This window comes from Rhizobium grahamii, from assembly GCF_009498215.1.
In the GTDB taxonomy this organism is placed as follows: Bacteria; Pseudomonadota; Alphaproteobacteria; order Rhizobiales; family Rhizobiaceae; genus Rhizobium; species Rhizobium grahamii_A.
Map to the genome: position 1 here is coordinate 604,187 of NZ_CP043499.1, position 23,810 is coordinate 627,996.

A 23,810-nucleotide genomic window follows, 5' to 3' on the forward strand; every position below is an offset into this window, starting at 1 on the left:
CCATGAGCATCGATGTCGCACAGCATATTCTCGACGCCCTCACGGATGTCGATATGCCCCGACTAAAGCCGGAACGCGCGCCTTTCGAGGCGGCGAACCTCGCCGGCATCGCGGTGCCTGTCTATCGCGCCGGCTGCGTTGTCGTCGGTTCGGGTGCAGCTGGTCTTCGCGCAGCCGTCGAGCTGAAGCGTCGCGGCGACGATGTCATGATCCTCAGTCAGAGCGCCTGGGGCGGCACATCGGCGTGCTCAGGCTCCGACAAGCAAACACTGCATACGGCCAATACCGCCGATCAGGGCGACAACTACAAGGCCATGGCGCGGGCGATACGCGCCGGTGGCGCGATGGACGAAGACACCGCCTATGTCGAGGCGGTCGGTTCTGGCCGCATGATGGCGTCGCTGCAGTATCTCGGCCTGCCGCTGCCCCAGGATCCCCTGGGCGGCACGCTTCGATATCAGACCGACCATGACGAGGTGGGGCGCGCGACAAGCTGTGGCCCGCGAACCTCTCGTCTGATGGTCAAGGTTCTGGCGGAGGAAGCCATTCGGCTTGATGTTCCGTTCTATAATCACACGACCGCTGTGCAGATCCTGACGGAGGGTGCGCAGGAGGCGCGGAGGGTCGTGGGTGTTGTCGCAATTCGCGCGCATGACCGGACGGAAGCAAATCCACTCGGCATCGCCGTGTTCGCAAGCGATGTGGTCGTGCTCGCCGCCGGTGGGCCGGGAGAACTCTATCGCGATAGCGTTTATCCGAATGGCTGCTTCGGCTCGCTCGGGATCGCGCTTGAGGCGGGCCTCGAGCTGGTTAATCTGACTGAGAGCCAGTTTGGCATCGGAACAAGGCGCGAGGGCTTTCCGTGGAACCTCTCCGGCACCTATGTCCAGGCGATGCCTCATATCTATTCCGTCGATGCCGAGGGGCGAGAGCATCACTTCCTCGCGAACTATTACCGCAGCACGCAGGAACTGGCCTCGAATGTCTTCCGGAAGGGTTACCAGTGGCCGTTTCACTCGACACGGATGCTGGATTTCGGTTCAAGCCTCGTTGACCTCGCGATCTACCGGGAAACGACAGCCGGTCGCCGCGTATTCATGGATTTCAGCCGCAACCCGTTGCCCGTTACCGGTGACCTGCCGTTCGATCTCGGACGGCTTGATGACGACGTCATGGCCTACCTGAACAATGCAGGGGCGGGGCAGACGCTGCCGATCGACAGGCTGCGTCACATGAACCCGCTGGCAATCGAGCTTTACCGGCGATACAAGATCGATATCGCTACCGCTCCGTTGGAGTTTGCGGTCAACAACCAACACATGAACGGCGGCATCAGGGTCGACACATGGGGACGCAGCAGCCTGACGGGCTGTTATGCGGTGGGAGAGGCGGCCGGAACCCATGGTGTGACGAGACCGGGAGGTGCCGCGCTTAACGCCGGCCAGGTGTTTGGAACCCGGGCCGCGGAACATATCAGCGCGAGTGGCCGAGCACGAACGGCAGCCGCCGGAGGCATCGCCGAGATTGCCGAGGCCGGTGTTCGCGGCATTCTCTCCGTTCTCAAGGACGACAGCCCGTTCAACGCCAAGTCCGTCCGCGAGGATGTGCAGGCGCGCATGAGCGACAAGGCGGGGCTGATCTGCGATGGTGAAAATGTCCGTGAAGCCCTGAGTGCAGCTCGCAGCCTCAACGCCGACATCAGGCGAAGTGGGATTACTTGCGGACGCGCGGCGGAAGCGGCGCGTGCTTTGCAATGGCGTCATATGGCTTTGGCCTCGGAAGCCGTACTTTCAGCACTGGACATCTACATATCGAAGGGCGGCGGAAGCCGCGGCGCACGCGCGATATGCGATCGCGCGGGAATGGCTTTGCCAATGGGCCGCGACGGTCCGTTGGAAGAGTTCCGTTTTCGCGAGGAGAGCGTTTCGGACCGCCAACAACAAATCGTGGTGCGCCTGAATGGAGAGACGTTGGAAATCTCCACGCGTCCAAATCGCACCTTTGATGAGACCAGCAGATCGTTCTTCGAACGGGATTGGCCGGCATGGTTGACCGGCCGGATCTACGACCTCGGCGGTCGTTGATTTGAGAGGCTGGCTCCTCTCGGAGCTATGGTCCCGCAAAATCGTTCATTCGGGCATTCCAAGAGCATCGTCGTTTTCCCGCGGGCCGGACGATCCCGGCACCCGAGGTCGTGCGCGAAGGTATGGGCCTTCACAATCGGGGGCGAAAGCCAGCCAACGCAGCCCGCGGACTGCGACCAATGTCCCATAGCGACCCGGACTGAAGTCCCAGTCTTGGAACAGCCGCCGCGCTGGCAAGTTCGATTCTGCAGCGGAACAAGCCGCGCCAGGATGGAGGACAATGACTTGAATGCGAAGAAACCAGAGATGGCAGAAAGCCTCCTCCTGATAGCAACGCCTGCCCTTTCAGATCGTCCGCGGTGGGGCATGCCCCAGAGCGCGAAGTGTTCGCGCATAATCGCCGACGACCGACGCGTGATCGTTTCAAACTACTTCTGAACGTTTGCCCACGTCATCCGACGGACGCCTCCGGCAGTCCTTTCCAACAAGCGGCACACAGGTGGTGCATGAAGCGCCAACGACCCGATGTGCCGACGTCTAGGAGACAAACCATGAAAAGCAACCATCTGGCCATGATGCTCACGGCCCTTTCTCTCAGCGTATCGCCCCTCGCCACCCACCCGGCTGGTGCACAGCAGGACACGCAGAACAGCGGCCAGGCGCAGACGGGTGGGGGTGCTCAGACCGAGCAACCTCAATCAGGTGCCAGCGGCGGCACAGGAGCCGACTGTTCCTCGCCGGATGCCTCGGGAGCCTGCCCACAGGCCAAGGGCGGGGCATCGGGAAATTCGTCCACCGAAACCAAGTCCGGTTCCGGTTCGCAGGATGAAACTGGAGGTGCGACGACCACTGAACAGAAGCCAAAGTCAGGCTCGTCAGACAGCAGCGGATCGGCGACGTCAGGTTCGAGGAGCAAAACCCAGAGCGGCAGTGCTGAGACACAGTCCAACGACCAGAATTCATCACCGAGCAAGAACAGCTCTACCGAAACCAACAACAATACGACGACGAAGCAGACGTCGAACAACACGATGAATGTGAACATCACCGTTGAGCAGAGAACGGAGATTCGCCAGGTGGTGAAAGAGGTCCATGTTCAGCCGGTCAGGGAGGTGAGCTTTGCCGTATCGGTCGGGACCAGAATTCCGAAAAAGGTCCGGCTTGAACGCCTGCCGCCGCGTATCGTGAAGATCGTGCCTGAATATGAAGGCTACGAGTTCTTCATTCTCGCGGACGGTCGGATCATCATCGTCGATCCATCCGCGCTTACGATCGTCTACATCGTCACCGCGTAACTCGGCTGGAACCGAAGGCGTCCTGAGCGCCGTCGGTCCTGCACATCATGGCCGCAGTCTGTCCAGGGCAGCTGCGGTCATTTCTCGTTACGGGAAAAGAGCCTATCGGGAGCGACCTAGCCCCGCGATCGTCGGTCGCCCCTCCGCCGGCAGCGCACCCAGCCGCGTATGCTACCGTAAAATACGTTGGTGCGGCGACGCGGCATGCTTATGCTGCAAGTGCTAAGAGCGGCGGCGGATTCTGGGGCGTCCGCGCGTTCACAGAGCGGACGCAGAGCGAGACTACTATCCTGAGCATAGGAACCTAACTCTCGACAAGAGGGTGAACCGAGGGAGCTTTGGCATGCGGTACTCTTCCTATCTTCCCACAGCTGATTTTGTCGCTCAACTTGGCCCGGCCGGCTATGCTTTTGACTATGCCCTGGATGCTGCCCAGCGCAGCGTTCTGTTCCTTGATGTCATGCGCAAGCGCGGAAACCAATACCGGGCCCATGCCGAAACGACGGCACCCCATGTCCTGAGTTTCACGCCGGAAATCGTCCTCGACGGGCGCACCTTGGATCGGCCTGTCAATTACGCACTCGTGCGGATCGTCCCGCCTGCCGGGGTGGAAGTCGACCAGACCCGCCGGCCCTTCGTCGTTGTCGATCCGCGGGCGGGGCACGGGCCCGGCATTGGCGGTTTCAAGGCCGACAGTGAAATCGGCGTCGCCCTGAAAGCCGGTCATCCATGCTATTTCATCGGTTTCCTGCCGCAGCCCGTCGCCGGCCAGACGATCGAGGATATCGCTCTGGCGGAAGCGCGATTTTTGGAGACGGTCATTGCGCTGCATCCCCAGGCGGACGCCAAGCCCTGCGTTATCGGCAACTGCCAGGCCGGTTGGGCCGTCATGATGCTGGCTGCCATGCGTCCGGAACTCTTTGGATCGATCATCATTGCGGGGGCTCCGTTGTCTTATTGGGCTGGCGAGCGCGGCAGATATCCGATGCGCTATACGGGTGGGTTGCTGGGGGGAGCTGGCTGACCGCCTTGACCAGCGATCTCGGCTGCGGGCAGTTCGACGGCGCTTGGCTGGTTCAGAACTTCGAAAACCAGAATCCCGCCAATACCCTCTGGACGAAACAATATAATCTCTATTCGAAGATCGACACCGAGGCGCCGCGCTACCTCGGCTTCGAGGAATGGTGGGGCGGACATGTCAGCCTGAATGCTGACGAAATCCAGTTCATCGTCGACGAGCTTTTCGTCGGCAACAATCTCGCCGCGGGGCGGATCGAGGCATCCAATGGCGAGTTAGTCGATCTCCGCAATATTCGCGCGCCGATCGTCGTCTTCTGCTCGAAGGGAGACAACATCACGCCGCCCGCGCAGGCTCTTGGATGGATCCTCGATCTTTACGATGATGTGAACGAAATCCGCTCGCACGGGCAGACGATCGTCTACACGGTCCACGAAACGATTGGCCATCTCGGGATTTTTGTGTCGGCGAGCGTTGCCCGCAAGGAGCACGGGGAATTTTCCAGCAACATCGACCTCATCGACGCGCTGCCGCCGGGCCTTTATGAGGCGACTTTCGAAGCCCGGACCGACAACACCATCGGCGGCGATCTTGTCGAGGGCGACTGGATCATGCGCTGCGAGGCCAGGACGCTCGACGATATCAGGGCACTCGGCTGCAACAGCGCGGCCGATGATCGCCGCTTTGCCACGGTCGCGAAGGTATCGGAGATCAACCTTTCGCTTTACCGCACCTTCATGCAGCCTTTCGTTCGGGCAATGGTGCCGGAGTGGGTCGCAGATGGCTTCCGCGAGATGCATCCCCTCAGGCTGCAATACGAGCTCTTTTCCGACGTCAATCCGCTGATGGCGCCCATCGCCGACCTTGCCGTCGATATCGAGGAGGAGAGACGCCCTGTTGCCGCAGGGAACCCGTTCCTGGGCCTGCAGCAGGCATTTTCCCGCCAGATCGTCGAGGGACTGGAGGCCTGGCGCCAGGGAATGGAGATCCTCAGCGAGGCAACGTTCCTCTCGGTCTACGGATCGCCGCTCCTACAGGCCGCAGTCGGCATCGATCCTTCCGATGCAAAGCCTCAGCGCCGTGCCGGCAAGACCGCCCTTCATCGCCAGGTTCTCAAGACGAGGATCGATGAGCTCAAGGCGCGGATCGGCGTCGGTGGGCTTAGGGAAGCCCTTGCGCGCAGCTTGCTCTATGTCGCGATGGCGAGCGGGACAGCAGACGAACGTGGATTTGCGGCGATCCGCAGGATGCGGAAAGCAAAGGACGACATGTCGGCAATGACGCTTGCGGAATTCAAGGCGCTGATCCGCGACCAATTCCTGATGCTGGTCATCGACGAAGAGGCAACGGTTGGCGCAATCCTCCAACTGCTTCCGGCCGACGAAAACGCCCGCCGCGACGGCTTGGCGTCCCTCCATGCCGTTCTGAATGTCCGTGGGCCGCTTTCGGAAGAGGCCGAACGGCGTTGGCAAAGGATCGTCGCCTTCTTCGATCTTCCTTCGGAACCGGCAGCCGAGCCCGCTTCGCCGCCGCCCAAGCCGACGCCGTTGAAGGCAGTGAGGCGCGCAAACTAGTCAGCCTTCGAAAACCTGCCCTCGGAACGGAGCATGTGCAAATGCCTGACATGGACAGCATTGCGGAAGAAACCGGCCGTCATCAGAAATACGAACGGCTGATCGCGAAGGCGAAAGAGGTCGCGCAGATGCGAACCGTCGTCGCTCATCCGTGCGACGAGTCGTCGTTGCGCGGTGCGGTCGAAGCGGCAGAGGTGGGATTGATGCGCCCGATCCTTGTCGGTCCGGAAGACAAGGTGCGCGCTGTCGCCAAGTCCCACGACCTCGATATTTCTTCTCTTGAACTCGTCGATACCGCGCATAGCGATGCCGCTGCGGCCAAGGCGGTGGAGATCATCCGGGAAGGCGGTGCCGACCTGCTGATGAAGGGAAGCCTGCACACGGACGAACTCATGCGAGCCGTGACATCCTCGGCAACCGGACTGCGAACCGCGCGCCGGATCAGCCACGTCTTTGTCATGGATGTTCCGCACTATTCCGAAACGCTGTTCATTACCGATGCCGCTATCAACATCGCGCCGGATCTCGATGCCAAGCGCGACATCATTCAGAACGCCATCGATCTCTTCACCCAGATCGGGCTCGGCGAACCGCGTGTCGCGATCCTCTCGGCCGTCGAGACCGTCACGTCGAAGATACCTTCCACCATCGATGCGGCGGCGCTCTGCAAGATGGCGGAGCGTGGGCAGATCACCGGTGGCATCCTCGATGGCCCGCTTGCTTTCGACAATGCGATCGATCCGGAGGCGGCCCGCATCAAGGGCATAAAGTCTGCGGTTGCCGGGCGGGCGCAGATTCTGGTCGTCCCCAATCTCGAGGCTGGCAACATGCTGGCGAAGAACCTGACGTTTCTGGCAAGGGCGGATGCCGCAGGCATCGTGCTGGGCGCGCGTGTGCCGATCATCCTGACGTCGCGCGCGGACTCGGTTCGGGCACGCCTAGCCTCATGCGCCGTCGCGGTTTTGCTCGGCGACGCTCGCCGTCGTACCGCGCCGATACAGGGCGGTTGACGCGATGGATACCATCCTCGTTGTGAACGCCGGCTCCTCGAGCCTCAAGTTCGAAGTTTTCGCTGTCGCGGGGGCGCTCGAGCGGCTGGTGAAGGGGCAGATGGAGGGCATCGGAACCACGCCACACCTCACCATCAAGAGCTCTACCGGCGAGCGCCTGGAGAACGAAACCTATCCGGCCGACGTCGTTCCGGATTTGCCCGCGGCAATGCGTCTGGTTGGGGAGTTGCTGCGGCAGCGGCAGGCGGGCCGGCTGATTGCCGTTGGTCATCGGGTCGTCCACGGTGGCCCGAACCATTCGCGACCGGCGCGCATCGATGCCGAGTTGCTCCGCGAATTGGAACGCTATGCACCGTTGGCGCCGTTGCACCAGCCCAACAATCTCGCGCCGATCCGCGTGCTTCGGGAGCGCCAGCCGGAACTCGCGCAGATCGCCTGCTTCGATACCGCCTTTCATCGCGGCCATGATCCGATGACCGATCACTATGCGATTCCCGCGCGTTTTTTCGATGAGGGCGTCAGGCGCTACGGGTTTCACGGGTTGTCCTACGAATATGTCGCCGACCGGCTTGCCGAGATTTCGCCTGGGCCGGGAAAGGGCAGGGTGATCGTGGCTCACCTGGGCAGCGGCGCATCCATGTGCGCACTGTACCAGGGTGTGAGCGTCGAAAGCACGCTTGGCTTCACTGCCCTCGATGGTCTTCCGATGGGTACGCGATGTGGCCAGATCGATCCGGGCGTCTTGCTCTATCTTCTCCAGCAGCATGTTATGTCGGCGGGACAACTGCAGGACCTCCTCTACAAGGAGTCCGGCCTCAAGGGGCTTTCCGGCGTCAGCAACGACGTGCGCGACCTGCTCGCCAGCGAAGAGCCGGGCGCCAGCCTTGCACTTGACCATTTCGTGCATCGCATCGGATTGAACGCAGGTGCATTGGCGGCAGCGCTTGGCGGACTGGATGCCTTCGTGTTTACGGCCGGTGTTGGTGAAAACTCCCCTGTCATGCGCGCTCGGATTGCCCGGAAGCTGGAATGGCTGGGAGCAGCGCTCGATCCTGCACGGAACGAAGCTGGCGACCTCGTTATCTCGAGCGGCAGCAGCAAGATCCCGATCCTTGTCGTGCCGACGGACGAGGAACTGATGATTGCGCGGCACACGCTCGCGCTTATTACGGCGTAGTTCACGCCAACAGTCAAAGAGAGGCCTGAGATGATCCCTGAAGTGAAAGCCAAGCTTCTTGAAGGAAAGCGCGGTCTGGTGGTCGGCATTGCCAACGATCAGTCGATCGCATGGGGTTGCGCCAAGGCATTTCGCGCCTTGGGCGCGGAACTCGCCGTGACCTATCTCAACGACAAGGCCAAGCCCTACGTCGCGCCCCTGGCCGAAGCGCTGGAAGCGCCGATCTTCATGCCGCTGGATGTCGCAGCGTCTGGGCAACTCGAGGCCGTCTTCGATCGTATCGCCGAGCAGTGGGGCGAACTCGATTTTGTTGTCCATTCCATCGCCTTTTCGCCGAAGGCTACGCTACAGGGCCGCGTCGTCGATGTCCCGCAAGACGGGTTCCTGAAGACGATGGACATTTCCTGCTGGTCGTTCATCCGGATGGCGCATTTGGCTGAACCGTTGATGAAGCGTGGAGGCTCGCTCTTCACCATGACCTATTACGGCAGCCAGATGGTGGTGAAGAACTATAATATCATGGGTGTCGCAAAGGCGGCGCTAGAGAGTGCAGTTCGCTACATTGCCGCGGAACTTGGGCCAAAGGGTATTCGCGTTCACGCGATCTCGCCGGGTCCGCTTGCAACGCGGGCCGCGTCAGGAATCCCTGAGTTCGACGAACTCCTGAACAAGGCCCAGGAAAGGGCTCCGACCCGGAGCCTCGTTTCCATCGACGACGTCGGCATGGCGACGGCCTTCCTGGCCCACGATGCCGCGCGGCTGATAACGGGCGATACCATCTACATCGACGGCGGATATCACATCATCGACTAGGCTGGCGGCATCGCATTGTCGCCGATCCTGCCTTGCAGTCCGTTGGTATGGCGGTTGGGCGCCCGCGGCCGGTATCGACCACGGGCAACCAGGATTATGCAGCGCGTTTGAGCGCCTCACCAATCACCGAGACGATCTCGTCTATCTGCTGCGTTTCGACGATCAGCGGCGGCGACAGCGCAATAATGTCGCCGGTCACGCGGATCAGCAGGCCCTTCTTGAAGCAGTCGACAAAGACATCGTAGGCGCGTGTTCCGGGTGCGCCGTCGCGCGGCGCAAGTTCCACGGCACCGACAAGTCCGAGGTTGCGGATGTCGACCACATGGGGGTGGCCCTTCAGGGAATGCAAGGCATTCTGCCAGTGCTCTGCGACGCCGGACGCCCGGGTGAGAAGCCCCTCTTCTTCGTAGATCTCAAGCGTTGCAATGCCAGCGGCACAGGCCACGGGATGACCCGAATAGGTGTAGCCATGGAACAGCTCGATTGCGTTTTCCGGGCCAACCATCAGGCCGTCATAGACCTTGCGGCTCGCGAAGACGGCTCCCATCGGGATCGCGCCGTTGGTCAAGCCCTTTGCCGTGGTGACGAGATCTGGAACGACGCCGAAATAATCGGTCGCGAACGGCGTTCCGAGGCGGCCAAAGCCGGTAATGACTTCGTCGAAGATCAGCAAAATACCATACTTGTCGGCGGTTGCGCGGAGCTTCTGCAGATAGCCCTTCGGAGGCAGGATGACGCCTGCCGAGCCGGACATCGGCTCGACGATGACAGCGGCGATCGTCTCGGCGCCATGCAACTGGACAAGACGCTCGAGGTCGTCGGCGAGTTCGACGCCGTGCTCCGGCAGACCCTTCGAGAAGGCATTGCGCTCGACATCGAGGGTGTGCCGCATGTGATCGGCTGGGATCTGCGGGAACATGCGGCGATTGTTGACGAGGCCGCCGACCGAGATGCCGCCGAAGCCGACACCGTGGTAGCCCTTTTCCCGGCCGATGATACGGGTGCGGGTTCCCTGGCCGATCGCGCGCTGGTAGGCGATCGCGATCTTCAGGGCGGTGTCGACCGATTCAGAACCGGAGCCGGTAAAAAAGACGCGATCGAGTTTCGCGTCCGGCCCACCAGGGGCGATCTTCGCCAACTTGGCGGCGAAATCGAAAGCAATCGGATGCCCCATCTGGAAGGTTGGCGCGAAATCCATCGTCGAGATCTGGCGTTCCACTGCCTGGGAGATTTTCTTGCGACCATGCCCGGCGTTGCAGCACCAGAGACCTGCGGTACCGTCGAGAACGCGATTGCCGTCGACGTCGGTGTAGTACATGCCCTCGGCGGATGCGAGGAGACGCGGCGCCGCCTTGAACTGCCGGTTCGCCGTAAACGGCATCCAGAAGTTATCGAGTATCGGGGCGTTCGTCCTGTTGATCTGATCCATCATGCTCTCCTTGGGCTCTGTGAACAATTCGGGCATTTCCAAACGACGAACAAGCCCTTTTCTTCACCACGGTAAGATATTGAAAACATGAGAGTGGGTGGCTATAGTTTGAGCTATTCTGAACAACACAAACGGTGCCGTGATGACGTTCGATATCGGGAATCGCCTCCGCTACGTCAGGACCGCCCATAATCTGTCGCAGCGCGAGCTGGCGAAGAAGACCGGCGTCCCCAACTCGACGATTTCGCTCATCGAATCGAACGCATCAAATCCTTCGGTGGGCGCGCTCAAGCGGATCCTCGATGGGATCCCGATCGGTCTTGCGGAGTTCTTTTCGGTGGAACCAGCAACCCCGAAGAAGGCCTTCTATGCCGCCGAGGAACTCGTGGAGATCGGCAAGGGGGGCATCTCCTACCGGCAGGTTGGCGAGAGCATGTTCGGCCGAAGCCTGCAATTGCTGAAGGAATGCTATCAGCCCGGGACTGACACCGGCAAGGTTCCGCTCGTGCATGAAGGCGAAGAGGGTGGGATCGTCCTGTCGGGGCGGCTGGAGGTTACGGTCGACAACGAGCGACGCATCCTCGGGCCGGGCGATGCCTATTATTTCGAAAGCCGTCGTCCGCACCGGTTCCGCTGCGTCGGCCCGGTCGCCTGCGAGGTGATCAGCGCCTGCACGCCGCCGACATTCTAGCTGTCTCGGCCCTCGATGCGGGCAAAGACCCGATCCAGCGCCCGATGCAGGCCGGTCCGGGCGCCGGCGTTCTCGAAATCGACCAGGACCTGCTCGTTGAGGCCGCCCTTCGTCGCAAATTCGTTGCTGAGTTCGGTGAAATCATGCACGCCGGGCACATTTGCACGCTGGGCCAGGCTTTCGAACAAGGGCGCGAGAAAGGCACCGGCCTTATTCGCATCGAGACCGTTCGCCTCGAGCCATGTGGCGGCCATGTCCATCACGCCGAAGTAAGTCGACATCAGCGCGGTTGCGGCGGCGAGCAAGTCGTATTCCTTCCTGCTTTCGCATTCGACCGCACTTCCCAGTACGTTGAACAGCGCCGCTACCGCCTGATCGGGCGGGAAGATTGCCGTCACGCCCTGCCGATCGGCCACGAACGGCAAGGGTATTGCCTGAACAAGATGGACGTCGGCGTCGATCCATTCGAGCAGGCTGTCGCGCCGTGTGGCCGCGACGACGCCGATGACGGCTTGGCCGGCTCTGAAACGAAGCTGCCGGATGACCTCCTCGGCAATCTGAGGGCGAATGGCCAGGACCACGACCTCGCTACGGTCTACGACGGCCTGGTTGTCCGGAGCGATCTGGACAGCGCTGAATTCGGCGGCAAGACGCGCGGCGATCTCGCTGTTGCGGGGAGATACATGCACCTCCTGCACTGCTGGTGGCTCGCGCAGCAGACCTCGCACCATGGCCTCGCTGATCGCGCCGGTGCCGACGAAACCTATGCTCTTTTCAACCATAAGCTTACTCCGCACGCGATGAGGACCAAGAGAGGTGTCGCCGGGTCCGCTCAAAAGATCAGGCGCAATCTAACTTTTCCGCCTGGTGTTGTCGACACTATGTATCGGACAGCGCGAGTGGCATCGCGGCCCAATCTCGCTTGGTTAGGCAATCAGAAGGCGGTCATCAAGCTGCCATCGTGGCGGACGCAGCGCCGGTGTCTGGTGCTATTTGTATCGATTTTCGGTCGATATAATCGAGTAGTACGTCAGCACGGTTGCCAAAAAACCATAATTACCCCACCTAGATCCTTCACGGACATCGGTACTTAGAACTGGATCATAGTTGAATGCGCGTACAATACGTTTTTCTTAGTTTATTTCTTGCAGTCGTACCGCACGCATATGCCGAAGTCACGGCACCACCTGTTTTGGCACCCCAGCAGCAACAGGCCGAGGCCGCTCAGCTGAGTGCCCAGTTTCTGACGCGTTATAGCTACAAGACCGTTCCCTTGGACGATGCCTTGTCCGCCAAGATTATGGATCAATTCATCAAGTCGCTCGATCCAGACCGCGCGCTTTTCCTGCAATCCGACATCGACAAGTTCATGGCCGGGCGGAACGATATTGATGATGCGATCATCGGCAAGGACCTCAAGATCCCGTTCTCGATCTTCAACGTCTATGAGCAGCGCGTCGTCGATCGCATGAATTATGCGCGCGGCCTGCTCAAGCAGAACTTCGACTTCACAGCCCAGGAAGACTACTCCGTCTTGCGCGACAAGGCGCCTTGGCCGCAATCGGAAGCCGAGAGCAACGAACTTTGGCGCAAGCGCGTCAAGGGAGACTGGTTGCGCTTGAAGCTCGGTGGCAAGACCGATGCGTCGATTCGCGAAACGCTCGACAAACGCTATGCGAATGCGCTCGATCGCGCCTACAAGTACAAGAGCGACGATGTATTCCAGTCGTTCATGGAGGCCTACACCACCACGGTTGACCCTCATACCGACTACTTCGGCGCGACGGCCTCTGCCGACTTCAATATTTCCATGAAGCTCTCTCTGTTCGGCATCGGCGCGGTGCTGCAGGAGCGCGACGACTACACGACCGTCCGCGAACTCGTCGCCGGCGGCCCTGCCCAGTTGTCCGGCAAGCTGTCGGTCGGAGACCGCATTACCGGTGTCGGGCAAGGCGAGAAGGGCCCGATAAAGGAAGTCGTGGGCACACGCCTTGACGAGGTTGTGCAGATGATACGCGGAGCCAAGGGTTCCGTCGTGCGCCTCGATATCTTGCCGGCGGATGCGGGCGCCGATGGAAATCATCACGTTATCAGCCTGGTGCGCGACAAGATCAGCCTCGAAAAGCAGGCTGCGAAGAAGACAGTTTTGTCCGCGAAGGTCGGTGAAGCGACCAAGAAGATTGGTGTGATCACCTTGCCGGCGTTCTATGAGGACTTCGACGCACGCCGCAAGGGCGACAAGGACTACAGAAGCGCCAGCCGCGATGTTTCAAAACTTCTTGGCGAATTGAAGCAGGACAAGGTCGATGGCGTTCTGATCGACGTGCGCAACAATGGCGGCGGTTCGCTGGACGAGGCGATTGATTTGACCGGCCTGTTCATCGGCCGCGGACCGGTCGTTCAGCAGCGCGCAAGCGACGGGAAAGTCGCTGTACGAAGCGCCGATTTCCCGGCTCCGGTCTGGACAGGGCCGCTCGGCGTGCTGATCAACCGCGGGTCTGCTTCGGCATCCGAGATTTTCGCAGCGGCAATCCAGGACTATGGACGCGGTGTGATCATCGGCGAGCCAAGCTTCGGCAAGGGAACCGTCCAGACCGTCGTCGATCTTGATCAGGTAGCACACAACAGCAAACCTCAATTCGGCGAGCTGAAGGTTACGATTGCGCAGTTTTTCCGCGTGAACGGCGGGACGACACAGCTGCGCGGTGTGACCCCTGATGTCATGTTGCCCGGACTGTCCGACCCCGCGACCTTCGGTGAAACGAGCTATGACAACGCGCTGCCATGGGCTCAGATCAAGCCGGCGAACTATAAGCCCGCCGACACCGTCGCTGCTTTGCTGCCGACACTGCAGAGCCGTCACGAAGCACGCGTCGCCGGAGATCCTGATTTCCAGCGGTTGCTGGGCGACATTGCGGATCTCAAGGCGCAGCGGGAAAAAGGGGTTGTGTCTCTCAACGAGGCAGAGCGCCGCAAGGAAAAGACGGCTCGCGAGGCTCGCTTGAAATCTCGAGCGCAGGCGGACGGGGGTGTTGATCCCGGCGACGATGATGGCCTGCAGTCCAACGAACGCAGCCTCAGTGCCGATCTTGCCATCGAGAATGCCCGCAAGAATGCAAAGGATGTCCTTCTGAACGAGGCTGCTGCCATTCAGGCCGATGCGGCGGATCTGCTGGGGCAATCGGGAAATGCCGTCAAAAAATAGCAGAACCGACGAGCCAACTATGTGATCATGTCGCTGTCGCAGCGGCATGATCATCGAAGCGCTTGCCACGGGAGAGACCGGCGCCCGCTGCGCTCGTGGTTCAAGCTCCAAGGCGGCCAGATCTCAAAGTCGATCTTTGTTCCCGGCGAAGAATATATTCCGCGCACCTAGACAAACGAATCATTTCGCATTTTAGTGATTCGAAATATGTCAAGGGGTATCGCCGTGGACGCCGATCTGCCTGTTTTCATCAAGCCTCTTCAGGTCGAAATTGACGGGACCGGACGCTATCGAAAGGCAGATACTGTGGGCCAGCTCGCCGCCATGCTTCTGAGCAGCAAGTGGCACCATCGCGGCGGTACCAAGTTCCACAGCGCTCTGATGCGATCCGTCGAGGCGCTGGAATTTTACACCGACGCCGAGACCGCAAGGGCTGCTTTTGTCGAAGCCGCGCACGAGGCAGGTATGCACGTCCTGCCTGATGACGTGCCGCGAATGAAGAGAGTGAGCTGAGTGCGAGGGCCGCCTCATCGATGAGCGGCTGTTAAGCCCTGACGTTAGCGCAGACCAAATGCTGCAACGTCATCCGGGGTCGACATTTCTCTTCTGCGGTGACGGGGACTTCTTGCCCGAGCGCCGAGAAGCCTATCAAGCTCGCGCTGGCCCGAGCCAAATCGTGCGATCAGTCGTTCTGCTTCGCCAACATCCAAGCAGTAGCGGTAACTCAATGAACTAACTGTATATTTCCTGGTGTCGTCTGCGGGCATTTGTTGCTCCTTTCAATAACGGAACGAGCCCACGCTGCAGACGTTCCTTCACCCTCGATAACGTGACAACACCGTTTGTGATCCCGACGGATGGCGACAGCGGCGCGCAGCGTGCGCGCTCGCGGGTTCAGAAAGCAGTTGCGGGGAAACCGGATGTGGTGGCGAACCGGTCCCGGCCACTAGGCTTTTTAATCAAACTCTTACCGCAAACAGCTAGAGTGCTGCATCCTAGTCTGACGGCATCGGGTATGGCGCATCTTAGCTCTTCTATCCGCCCGCGCTTCTGATTGTCACGAGAAGCCCACTTCGGCATGGCGATGTGGATCGGTGCCGTCATATCGATGGCGATGTCGGCCGAAATCGAGCCGGGCGTGTATTTCGACCTTCGCGCCGGATTGGTCGTCTCCGCCGCGTTCTTCGGCGGCGCCGTCGCTCTGTATGCACCCGAGGATGCCGGTCGTGATTGCGCGAAGGTCTTTACACTGCCAACAGAGCCTTCAAAGCCGGCAGATGCGTGTCCGGAACCCTATAGCAAAGCCATACCGGTCTTCGCACCCGTTGCGACGTCGCAAGCATGTTCGTCTTGCGGGCGAACGGGCTATTTGCCCGTCGTCACGACCATCCGGAAACGCGCCGCGCCGCTCATCATCCGCTCATAAGCCTCGGCAGCACGCTCGAGCGGCATTGTTTCGATCATCGGACGGATGTCGGAGAGAGCACTGAAGGCAAGCGTGTCTTCCGAGTCGCTTGAGGTTCCCGACGGCCAGCCCTGGATACCGCGACGCCCACTGATCAACAGGAGCGGCGAGACCTCGATCGGATCGGAGGAAACGCCCACCACGATCATCTTGCCGCCGACCGCAAGCCCGCCGAGTGCCGCGTTCATCGCCTGCGAATTCGTGACGGTGGAGAGAATGATGCTTGCTCCACCGATTTTGCTGAGTTCCGCCGCAACGTCCTTCGTTGTGCTGTCGATATAGACGTGAGCGCCGAGTTCACGGGCCAAGGGTTCCTTGTCGGCACCACGCGCGATGGCCACCGTTCGGCATCCCATCTTCGCAGCGAATTGCACGCCGAGGTGACCGAGGCCGCCGATGCCAAGGACCGCGACCGTATCGCCCGGCCGCACGCCGCTGTTGCGCAACGCATTGAAGGTCGTGATACCGGCGCAGAGAAGCGGCGCTGCCTCCGCCGCATCTAGCTCGTCCGGGATAGCAGCCAGCGCTTCAAATGGCGCGATCATGTATTCCGCGTAGCCGCCGTCATAGCTGATCCCTGGAATCTGTGCGTTCTCGCAAGTGACGAAATCGCCGCGGCGGCATGAAGAGCAATGCCCGCAATGGCCACCGTGCCAGCCAACTCCAACCCGTTGACCAGCCTTCCAATTCGGCACGCGCTCGCCGACCTTTTCTATCACGCCGACCACTTCGTGGCCGGGGACGCGGGGGTAGGCGATACCGGGGAACGCCCCCATGACTGTGAAAGCATCGCTATGGCAGACACCGCAGGCCTGGACCTTGATCAAAACCTGGCCGGCTGCAGGAGATGGAATCTGGCGCTCGACCAGTTGTAACGATCCCTTGGCATTCTTCACCTCGACAGCGCGCATGTTTGGCATGGAGTGCTCCTCTCGTTGCCTCACGCTCAGCCAGAATGGCTTCGCCCACCAGAACAGTCTTCGGTATGCCTGCGGCATCTAGAGCAGCGATGCCGTTGTTCAATCCGACAGCTGGCTGGGTACGCCAAACGATGGGTATCAGCCGATCAGCTGCTGTATTCGGGTTGGAGCCGCTCCAGCGTTCTCTTGATCGATTGCAGATGCAGGCGGGCTGATTCCGGGTCGCCTTCCCGCATCTGGCGGTACGCCGCCTCCGCGATCTCAGGGGCGACGGGAAGGACTTCGCGTCCTGTCGAGAGAGCCAATGTCTGCACTTCGCAGGCTCGCTCCAGATAATAGAGATCGTCCCACGCCTCGGCGATATTAGGAGCGCAGACCATGACACCGTGATGCTTCATGAACACGATGTCGGCGTCGCCGATAGCAGCAGCAATGCGGTCGCCCTCGCGTTCATCGAGAGCAAGCCCATTGTAGTTCTCGTCGACGGCGGTACGGCCGTAGAACTTCAGCGCGGTCTGGCCGGCGAAGATCAGGGGTGAACCCTCCGTCATCGAGAGTGCCGTGGCATACGGCATGTGAGTATGGAAGGCGGCCTTTGCGCGCGGAATACGCTTGTGAATGCGGGCGTGAATGTAAAAGGCCGTTGCCTCAGGCTTGCCTTCCCCGGAGATGACGTTGCCATGGAAATCGCAGACAAGCAGCATCGACGCGGTCAACTCGCTGAAGGCATAGCCGTAGGGGTTGACGATGAAGAGATCCTCGTAGCCCGGAACGACCGCCGAGAAGTGGTTGCAGATGCCTTCTTCCATTCCGTATCGCGCCGCCATGCGGAAGCAGGCTGCGAGATCAACCCTTGCCTGCCATGCCTCCTCCGTATCGAGCTTCGGCTGGTTGGGGCCACTCGAACGTGAAATCGAAGGCGTGGTCAGCGAATGGGCCATCTGGTGTTCCTTGTTCTTGGCGTATTGGCTTGGGCAAGTTCATGCAACGGGCAGGCGCTTTCGGGCAATTGCTGCATGGAAGTTCGCTCCATGCAACAGGCCCTCGTCGTTGAAGTCGTAATTGGGATTGTGAAGGGGCGCGGAATCCTTGCCGTTCCCGAGGAAGACGAAACAACCCGGAGCCTTCGTGAGGAACTGGGCAAAGTCCTCCGATCCGGTCATCGGTTTCGTCGCGACCTTCACATTTGAAGAGCCGTAAAGGTCGATTGCGACCTCAAATGCCTGATCGGTCAGAGCGGGGGCGTTGAGAAGCGGAATGAACTCACGTGTATAGTGGACGGATGCTTCGACATTGTAGGCAAGCGCAGTTCCCTCGGTGATGATCCGCATCTGCTTTTCGATGGTCTCGCTGATCTCGCTGCGGAAGCTGCGCGCGTCTCCAAGGATGCGCGCTGTTCCGGGTAACGCGTTCCTGGTGCCGTCAGTGATCAGTTCTGTCACCGAGACGACTGCGATGTCGGCGGGCGCGACGCGGCGCGAGACGATTGTCTGGAGGTTGGTGACCAACGCACAGGCGGCAACAAGGACCTCGTTGCCCCAATGCGGCTGAGCTGCGTGGCCACCGACGCCGCGCAGGACGATCTCAAAATTGTCCTCGGCGGACATGATCGCTTCCGGCCGTGTCTCGAAATGTCCGACGGGCATGCCGGGCATGTTGTGGATGCCGTAGATTTCGTCGAACGGATATTTATCGCAGAGGCCATCGGCCATCATCGACAACGCGCCTTTTCCCCATTCCTCGGCGGGTTGGAAGATGAAGCGGACGGTGCCATCGAAGCCGCCGTCGGCCGCAAGCATTTTCGCGGCCCCGAGCAACATGGCGGTGTGACCATCGTGACCGCAGGCGTGCATGACGCCGTCGTTCCGGGATTTGTAATCCTTCTCGCCTTGTTCGCTGATACGAAGCGCGTCCATGTCTGCGCGCAAGGCAATCGCGCGGTTTCCGTTGCCACGCCGAAGCGTGCCGACAACGCCGGTCCCGCCGATCCCTTCAGCGATATCGTCGAGGCCGAACTCCCTGAGTTTGGCTGCGACGAATGCAGACGTCGCCTTCTCTTCGAAGCCGAACTCCGGGTTGGCGTGCAGATGTCGCCGCCATTCGGCCATCTCGACCTGCAGCTTTTCAAGGTCGGTCATTGGGCGCCCTCCGAGGCGAGTTTTCGCACGACGTCGAGCAGGACATTCGCCCCGGAGACAAGGTCGGCGTCGGGCGTGACCTCCCGGGGATTATGGCTGATGCCGGCAATGCTCGGAACGAAAATCATCGCCGAAGGGGCGATCCTTGCGATCATCTGCGCGTCGTGGCCGGCGCCCGATGTGATGCGGCGCGAGCGGAGGTCGCGAGCCGCCGCGGCTTGCTCGACAAGGGTTACGATGCCCTTGTCGAATGTCACCGGCTGAAAGCGGGCGAGCCGTTCGGTGGTGACTGATACCTGTTCGTCAGAAGCGATCTCGACAAGGAAGGCCGCAAGGGCTGCCTCTTCGGTTTGAAGACGATTCTCATCGGGATCACGCAAATCCACCGTGAACGTTGCCTTCGACGGAATGACGTTGATGGCATTCGGTTCGAACGCGATGCATCCAACCGTCGCAACCATCGGACTGTTGGAGTTCCTGGCTTGGTCGCGGAGGAAGGTGATGACCCGCGCCGCAGCCAATCCGGCATCGCGCCGCATCGAGATCGGCGTCGTTCCGGCATGGTTCGCGTCGCCTTCGATCGTGATCCGCTGCCACGAGATCCCTTGCAGGTTCTCGACGGCGCCGATCGGAATTCCTTCGCGCTCGAGAACCGGTCCTTGCTCGATATGGAGCTCGACGTAGGCGCGTGGACGCAGGAAGCCAGGCTCCTGCGGACCAGCGTAGCCTATTCTTGAGAGCTCATCACCGAGAACCGTCCCGTCGTTGCCAACAGTTGCCAGGGCCGCGTCAACGTCGAGGCCGCCCGCGTAGACGAGGGACCCCATCATATCGGGTGCGTAGCGCACGCCTTCCTCGTTGGTGAAGGCGGCAACGACGATCGGGCGGGCTGGCATGAACCCTTCCTCCTTCAGCGTCTCGATAACCTCCAGGCCGCCGAGAACGCCATAGCAACCGTCGTAAATCCCGGCGTTGATGACCGTATCGATATGGGAGCCAATCATGATGGGCGCATCGTCCACCAGCTCATAGCCGACGGGCCGCCAGATGCCGAACATGTTTCCGATGCGGTCCACCGCAACCTCGAGACCGGCATCCCGTATCCAGGACGCTACGCGATCCCGCCCAAGCTTCTCGGTGTCGGAAGCGGCGAGCCTGACAAGGCGACCGTCCGCCTCGCGACCGATATCGCCGAGTTCACGCAGGCGCCGAAGCAAGCGTTCGGAACGAATAGAGTTGTCACTGCTCACCCTGCATTCTCCAGATTGCCGCCGATGACCTCAGCGGCAGCGATTCCGACGATCTCAGCGTATTTCTCCGGATCTGTCGCGCCCTCCGTGTTTATCGTCAAGACGCGCGACTGCGGTCCGAGGCCGAGCGCAGTCCGGATATCCGGATCGGATGCGGCTTTCATCAATCCGGCGAGGCCTACACCACCGCTTTCGCCCGCCACGATTGCAGGGTCGCCGGAAAGTGGTCGAGCCAGACGCCTCATGACGGCGATTGCGTCCTCCTCATCGAGCGTCATGAACGCGTCGGCCACACGGGAAAGGATGCGCCAGGCAACGAGCGACGGCTCGTAGCATTCGAGCATGGCCATGACTGTCGGTTCACCGTGCGGCACCGAAACCGGGTGCCCCGCCTTGGCGGATTCGAAAATGCAGGCCGCGCGCGCCGGATCAACCACGGTAAAAATAGGACGTTCATCGCCCAAAGCCACGGAAAGATGGCCGGCGACCGCAGCCGCGATACCGCCGACACCTGCCTGAACGAAAACATGGGTTGGTGGTTCGGGCAAGGCGCGAAGTGCCTCACGCACGATCGCGGTATAACCCTGCATCACCAGCCCCGGAATGCGCTCATATCCGGGCCAGGACGTGTCGGAAACGATCGTCCAGCCATGCTTTTCGGCCACCCTGGCTGCCTCTTTGACCGACTCGTCATACGTGCCGTCGACGCGGACCATCTCTGCACCGAACCGCGCGATCGCAGCCACACGCTCGTCGCTCACGCCCGCATGGACGAAGACCACGGCCCGGGCGCCGACCAGTTGTGCGCCCTGGGCGACGGATCGCCCGTGGTTGCCATCCGTTGCGCAGGCGAATGTCATCGTCGCCGCAACGCTCGCGACTTCGGGCGTTGCAAGTTCGGCAACGTCGACCTGTCGGCGGAGTTTCTCCGTTGCCTTATCGAGAACGAGCCGGATGACTGCGTAGGAGCCGCCAAGTGCCTTGAAGCTGCCGAGCCCGAGCCTATGGCTTTCGTCTTTCACGTGGATGCTCGCCACCCCGATCTTGTCAGCAAGGTTCGGCAACGCGACCAGCGGGGTGGTGGCATTGTCGTCCCTGAACGTGAGGAAACGCTCGACCTCAGTTGCGGCCGGTAGACCCAGGGTTTCTGCATCACGCGGATCGAGGGGGGATCGATAGAGAGAATTTGCATTGGTCAGGAACATTGGCACCTCGCTGAGTTGCTGAAAACTTATTGCAATCGAGGCGAAATTTGCGCTGATTATCGGTGACTGATTTGCAAGTTTGTTTCGTTACGGGAGTGTGAGATGGACAGAAGCCCGGCCCGGATCGCGCTTGACGATTTCGACCGAAAAATTCTGGCGATCCTCCAGAAGGACAATCTGACGCCGCAGCGAACGATTGGCGATGCAGTCAACCTGTCAGCACCAGCCGTCCAGCGGCGGATCAAGAAGATGACCGAGGCCGGCGTGATCCAGGCCAACGTCGCAGTCGTCGATCCCGCCGCTTTGGGTCATCCCATCACCATTTTCGTGGAAGTCGAGATCATCAGCGAGACCGCGGACCAGATCGAGGATGCCAAGCGCGAATTTGCCGCCACGCCCGAGATCCAGCAGTGCTATTATGTGACGGGCGAGGTCGACTTCCTGCTTGTGATCGTCGTGGCGAACATGGCCGCCTACGAGGCGCTGACGAAACGGCTGTTCTTCGGCAACAACAACGTAAAGCGCTTCCGGACATTTGTTGCCATGGAACGCATCAAGGCAGGTTTGGAAGTCCCGGTCCGCTAACTGGGGGTGCGGTTTGGTGGCGTTCATAGGATGCGGGTTACGGGCAATGCCGAGGCGCTGTTGCCCAGTTCATGATAATTTTTATCCGAACGTTCGTTTTTTGTTGCATTTATATACGAACGTTCGGTAATAAGCGCCACATATCTGGAGACTGCCATGGGTCGAACGAGAAAGATAAGTGACGACGACATTCTCGACGCGGCCGAGCGCGTCGTCGTTCGCCTGGGCGCCGTCGGGCTTTCGATCGATGCCGTGGCTCAGGAAGCGGGGGTCAGCAAGGCGCGGGTCGTCTATGATCACAAATCGAAGAGTGCGCTTCTTGAGGCTCTGGTCGATCGCAAGGTCAAGGCGGACCTTACTCACATAGAAGCGTGCGTCGAGGCAGCGGTCGACACGCCGCATCCGGAGCTCTTCGGGCGCATTGCGTCTGCCGAAAAAATCCTCGACGAAACCGATCGGGCCGTCGCGATGGCGGTCAGCGCCTCGATGTCCAACGACGAGAAGCTTCAAAGGATGATGCGTGAGTGGACCGATCTCGACCTGAAGATGATGGCAAGCGGCAAGCGGCCAAAGGCCGCGCTGATGGCCTACCTCGCCCTTTCCGGCTTTTTCTGTACCGAGCTTTTCGCCTTCCATACCTGGCCGGAGACAGAGCGCGCGAGCATCCTCGACGGTATCCGATCAATCTACCTTTCCTATTCGGACAAGACCTGACGCCACGCTGAGGCGCAACATACAGCAAAGGAAACCAACAAAATGCAACGCAGCAGCCAACTGCCGCGCCTGAAGGCGTGCCTTTTCGCCACTACATTCACTGTGCTCGCCACAGGTTCCTCTCTGGCACAGCAGGGGGGCGAGATGCCGCCGCCCGTGGTGGCCGTGGTCGAACTGAAGGGCAAGGACGTTCCTGTTGTCAACGAACTGCCGGGCCGCATTGCAGCGACCCGCACATCCGAGGTGCGTGCCCGCGTCTCCGGCATTCTGCAGGAACGGGTCTTCGAACAGGGTGCGACCGTGTCCAAGGACGATGTTCTTTATCGTATCGATCCGCGCATCTTCCGCGTGCGTGTGGCGAGCGCGGAAGCGACGCTACAGCGCGCAAAGTCGACGCAGGAGAATGCTAGGCTTCAGCTTGAGCGTCAAAAGAACCTTCGCGAGCGTAACGTTGCATCCGGCATCGAATACGACACGGCGGCGGTCAATCTTGCCCAGGCGAACGCCGATGTCGCTGCTGCCGAAGCAGGCCTCGACGAGGCAAAGATCAATCTCGAATATACCGAAGTACGCGCGCCGATTTCCGGCGTCATCGGCGGCGCTCTTGTCACCGAGGGTGCGCTCGTGACTGCTGATGGCACGTCGAATCTTGCGCTGATCCAGCAGGTCGATCCTGTCTATGCCGACTTCACCCAGTCTGCCCAGGAACTGCTTAACCTCAAGCGCGCAGTCGCCGCCGGCAAGCTTGCGAGCGCGGCTCCGGGAGAGGCGCGTGTTCAACTGGTGTTCGACGATGGCTCCTTGTACGGCGAGCCCGGCAAGCTGCTGTTTGCAAACGCAAGCGTCGATTCCAACACCGGACAGGTTACCCTCCGGGCTGAGTTTCCGAACAAGGCAGGTGATCTGCTGCCTGGGATGTATGTTCGTGTGCGCATCGAGCAGGCGGTCCGCCAAAATGCTTTCACTGTCCCGCAGCGGGCCGTGATCCGTGACGACAGCGGGCAGGCGCAGGTCTACGTACTCGGAAACGACAATGTTGCCGAACTGCACAAGGTCACGCTCGGCCAGGCTCTGGATGCCGAGTGGGTCGTGGAAGATGGCCTGAAGGCCGGCGAGACCATCATCGTCGATGGCGTCCAGAAGGTTCAGCCGGGCGCCAAGGTGGCACCCGAGCCTTGGAAGCCCGCCGAGAAAGAGAAGAGCTCGTCGCAACCGACGCAGGCCTCGGAGTAATCAA

The 23,810-nt window shown here is 60.7% G+C and carries 18 protein-coding genes and 1 pseudogene; 12 read left to right on the top strand and 7 right to left on the bottom strand.

What is annotated here, in order from left to right:
• Window positions 1–2 precede the first annotated feature (2 nt).
• The 6 genes and pseudogenes from FZ934_RS21685 (at window position 3) to fabI (ending at window position 8,971) form a co-directional block, all read left to right on the top strand.
• Window positions 3–2,084 carry an FAD-dependent oxidoreductase gene (locus FZ934_RS21685; RefSeq protein WP_153272954.1) on the top strand — a complete coding sequence of 694 codons (2,082 nt, stop codon included), beginning with the start codon at window positions 3–5 and terminating at the stop codon, window positions 2,082–2,084.
• A gap of 551 nt (window positions 2,085–2,635) precedes the next feature.
• A complete protein-coding gene (locus tag FZ934_RS21690; RefSeq protein WP_153272955.1) occupies window positions 2,636–3,379 on the top strand; it encodes a DUF1236 domain-containing protein in 744 nt (247 codons plus the stop codon).
• 343 nt (window positions 3,380–3,722) lie between these two features.
• A pseudogene (locus tag FZ934_RS21695) lies at window positions 3,723–5,971 on the top strand (DUF3141 domain-containing protein).
• 41 nt (window positions 5,972–6,012) lie between these two features.
• The gene (locus FZ934_RS21700) at window positions 6,013–6,981 is read left to right on the top strand and encodes a phosphate acetyltransferase (RefSeq protein ID WP_153272956.1); all 969 of its coding nucleotides are present in this window, start codon (window positions 6,013–6,015) and stop codon (window positions 6,979–6,981) included.
• 4 nt (window positions 6,982–6,985) lie between these two features.
• Window positions 6,986–8,158, top strand: a complete 1,173-nt coding sequence (locus FZ934_RS21705) for an acetate/propionate family kinase (protein ID WP_153272957.1) — start codon at window positions 6,986–6,988, stop codon at window positions 8,156–8,158.
• A gap of 30 nt (window positions 8,159–8,188) precedes the next feature.
• A complete protein-coding gene (fabI, locus tag FZ934_RS21710) occupies window positions 8,189–8,971 on the top strand; it encodes an enoyl-ACP reductase FabI (protein ID WP_153272958.1) in 783 nt (260 codons plus the stop codon).
• A 94-nt stretch (window positions 8,972–9,065) separates the two neighbouring features.
• Here fabI and FZ934_RS21715 read toward each other — a convergent pair whose 3' ends face one another.
• Window positions 9,066–10,400, bottom strand: a complete 1,335-nt coding sequence (locus FZ934_RS21715; protein WP_153273982.1) for an aspartate aminotransferase family protein — start codon at window positions 10,398–10,400, stop codon at window positions 9,066–9,068.
• Between the two features lie 142 nt (window positions 10,401–10,542).
• On the opposite strand from FZ934_RS21715, the gene FZ934_RS21720 reads away from it, so the two are divergent.
• Complete coding sequence (locus tag FZ934_RS21720) at window positions 10,543–11,091, top strand: cupin domain-containing protein (RefSeq protein WP_153272959.1); 549 nt, start codon at window positions 10,543–10,545, stop codon at window positions 11,089–11,091.
• Here FZ934_RS21720 and FZ934_RS21725 read toward each other — a convergent pair.
• Window positions 11,088–11,873, bottom strand: coding sequence for a pyrroline-5-carboxylate reductase (locus tag FZ934_RS21725; protein WP_153272960.1), 786 nt, complete (start codon window positions 11,871–11,873; stop codon window positions 11,088–11,090). The two genes, FZ934_RS21720 and FZ934_RS21725, sit on opposite strands and share 4 nt — an antisense overlap.
• Before the next feature lie 329 nt (window positions 11,874–12,202).
• Between FZ934_RS21725 and FZ934_RS21730 the strand changes: the two genes are divergently transcribed.
• Window positions 12,203–14,296 (top strand): carboxy terminal-processing peptidase, encoded by a 2,094-nt coding sequence (locus FZ934_RS21730; protein WP_153272962.1) that lies wholly within the window; start codon window positions 12,203–12,205, stop codon window positions 14,294–14,296.
• Between the two features lie 225 nt (window positions 14,297–14,521).
• A complete protein-coding gene (locus FZ934_RS21735; protein ID WP_153272963.1) occupies window positions 14,522–14,809 on the top strand; it encodes a DUF982 domain-containing protein in 288 nt (95 codons plus the stop codon).
• Between the two features lie 852 nt (window positions 14,810–15,661).
• Here the strand turns inward: FZ934_RS21735 and FZ934_RS21740 are convergent.
• The 5 genes from FZ934_RS21740 to FZ934_RS21760 all read right to left on the bottom strand — a co-directional run bounded on the left by FZ934_RS21740 (window position 15,662) and on the right by FZ934_RS21760 (window position 21,274).
• Window positions 15,662–16,681 carry an alcohol dehydrogenase gene (locus tag FZ934_RS21740; RefSeq protein WP_153272964.1) on the bottom strand — a complete coding sequence of 340 codons (1,020 nt, stop codon included), beginning with the start codon at window positions 16,679–16,681 and terminating at the stop codon, window positions 15,662–15,664.
• A gap of 146 nt (window positions 16,682–16,827) precedes the next feature.
• Window positions 16,828–17,622: an aldolase gene (locus tag FZ934_RS21745; protein WP_153272965.1), complete on the bottom strand. Its 795-nt coding sequence runs from the start codon at window positions 17,620–17,622 to the stop codon at window positions 16,828–16,830.
• A 39-nt stretch (window positions 17,623–17,661) separates the two neighbouring features.
• Window positions 17,662–18,819: a M20 aminoacylase family protein gene (locus FZ934_RS21750; RefSeq protein ID WP_153272966.1), complete on the bottom strand. Its 1,158-nt coding sequence runs from the start codon at window positions 18,817–18,819 to the stop codon at window positions 17,662–17,664.
• On the bottom strand, window positions 18,816–20,069 hold the full coding sequence (locus tag FZ934_RS21755) for a Zn-dependent hydrolase (protein ID WP_153272967.1): 1,254 nt from the start codon (window positions 20,067–20,069) through the stop codon (window positions 18,816–18,818). The genes FZ934_RS21750 and FZ934_RS21755 overlap by 4 nt, the downstream gene beginning before the upstream one ends.
• A complete protein-coding gene (locus FZ934_RS21760) occupies window positions 20,066–21,274 on the bottom strand; it encodes a diaminopropionate ammonia-lyase (protein ID WP_153272968.1) in 1,209 nt (402 codons plus the stop codon). Before FZ934_RS21760 ends, FZ934_RS21755 begins: the two co-directional genes overlap by 4 nt.
• Window positions 21,275–21,376: 102 nt before the next feature.
• Here FZ934_RS21760 and FZ934_RS21765 point away from each other — a divergent pair, with 102 nt between their 5' ends.
• The 3 genes from FZ934_RS21765 (at window position 21,377) to FZ934_RS21775 (ending at window position 23,806) form a co-directional block, all read left to right on the top strand.
• On the top strand, window positions 21,377–21,859 hold the full coding sequence (locus FZ934_RS21765) for an Lrp/AsnC family transcriptional regulator (RefSeq protein WP_153272969.1): 483 nt from the start codon (window positions 21,377–21,379) through the stop codon (window positions 21,857–21,859).
• Window positions 21,860–22,015: 156 nt separating this feature from the next.
• Window positions 22,016–22,573: a TetR/AcrR family transcriptional regulator gene (locus tag FZ934_RS21770; RefSeq protein ID WP_153272970.1), complete on the top strand. Its 558-nt coding sequence runs from the start codon at window positions 22,016–22,018 to the stop codon at window positions 22,571–22,573.
• A 42-nt stretch (window positions 22,574–22,615) separates the two neighbouring features.
• Window positions 22,616–23,806: an efflux RND transporter periplasmic adaptor subunit gene (locus FZ934_RS21775; RefSeq protein ID WP_153272971.1), complete on the top strand. Its 1,191-nt coding sequence runs from the start codon at window positions 22,616–22,618 to the stop codon at window positions 23,804–23,806.
• The last annotated feature ends 4 nt before the right edge of the window (window positions 23,807–23,810 follow it).

Coding starts and splice junctions, on each gene's coding strand:
- FZ934_RS21685 (WP_153272954.1), top strand. CDS start 3: ATGAGCATCGATGTCGCACAGCATATTCTCGACGCCCTCACGGATGTC.
- FZ934_RS21690 (WP_153272955.1), top strand. CDS start 2,636: ATGAAAAGCAACCATCTGGCCATGATGCTCACGGCCCTTTCTCTCAGC.
- FZ934_RS21700 (WP_153272956.1), top strand. CDS start 6,013: ATGCCTGACATGGACAGCATTGCGGAAGAAACCGGCCGTCATCAGAAA.
- FZ934_RS21705 (WP_153272957.1), top strand. CDS start 6,986: ATGGATACCATCCTCGTTGTGAACGCCGGCTCCTCGAGCCTCAAGTTC.
- fabI (WP_153272958.1), top strand. CDS start 8,189: ATGATCCCTGAAGTGAAAGCCAAGCTTCTTGAAGGAAAGCGCGGTCTG.
- FZ934_RS21715 (WP_153273982.1), bottom strand. CDS start 10,400: ATGGATCAGATCAACAGGACGAACGCCCCGATACTCGATAACTTCTGG.
- FZ934_RS21720 (WP_153272959.1), top strand. CDS start 10,543: ATGACGTTCGATATCGGGAATCGCCTCCGCTACGTCAGGACCGCCCAT.
- FZ934_RS21725 (WP_153272960.1), bottom strand. CDS start 11,873: ATGGTTGAAAAGAGCATAGGTTTCGTCGGCACCGGCGCGATCAGCGAG.
- FZ934_RS21730 (WP_153272962.1), top strand. CDS start 12,203: ATGCGCGTACAATACGTTTTTCTTAGTTTATTTCTTGCAGTCGTACCG.
- FZ934_RS21740 (WP_153272964.1), bottom strand. CDS start 16,681: ATGCCAAACATGCGCGCTGTCGAGGTGAAGAATGCCAAGGGATCGTTA.
- FZ934_RS21745 (WP_153272965.1), bottom strand. CDS start 17,622: ATGGCCCATTCGCTGACCACGCCTTCGATTTCACGTTCGAGTGGCCCC.
- FZ934_RS21750 (WP_153272966.1), bottom strand. CDS start 18,819: ATGACCGACCTTGAAAAGCTGCAGGTCGAGATGGCCGAATGGCGGCGA.
- FZ934_RS21760 (WP_153272968.1), bottom strand. CDS start 21,274: ATGTTCCTGACCAATGCAAATTCTCTCTATCGATCCCCCCTCGATCCG.
- FZ934_RS21765 (WP_153272969.1), top strand. CDS start 21,377: ATGGACAGAAGCCCGGCCCGGATCGCGCTTGACGATTTCGACCGAAAA.
- FZ934_RS21770 (WP_153272970.1), top strand. CDS start 22,016: ATGGGTCGAACGAGAAAGATAAGTGACGACGACATTCTCGACGCGGCC.
- FZ934_RS21775 (WP_153272971.1), top strand. CDS start 22,616: ATGCAACGCAGCAGCCAACTGCCGCGCCTGAAGGCGTGCCTTTTCGCC.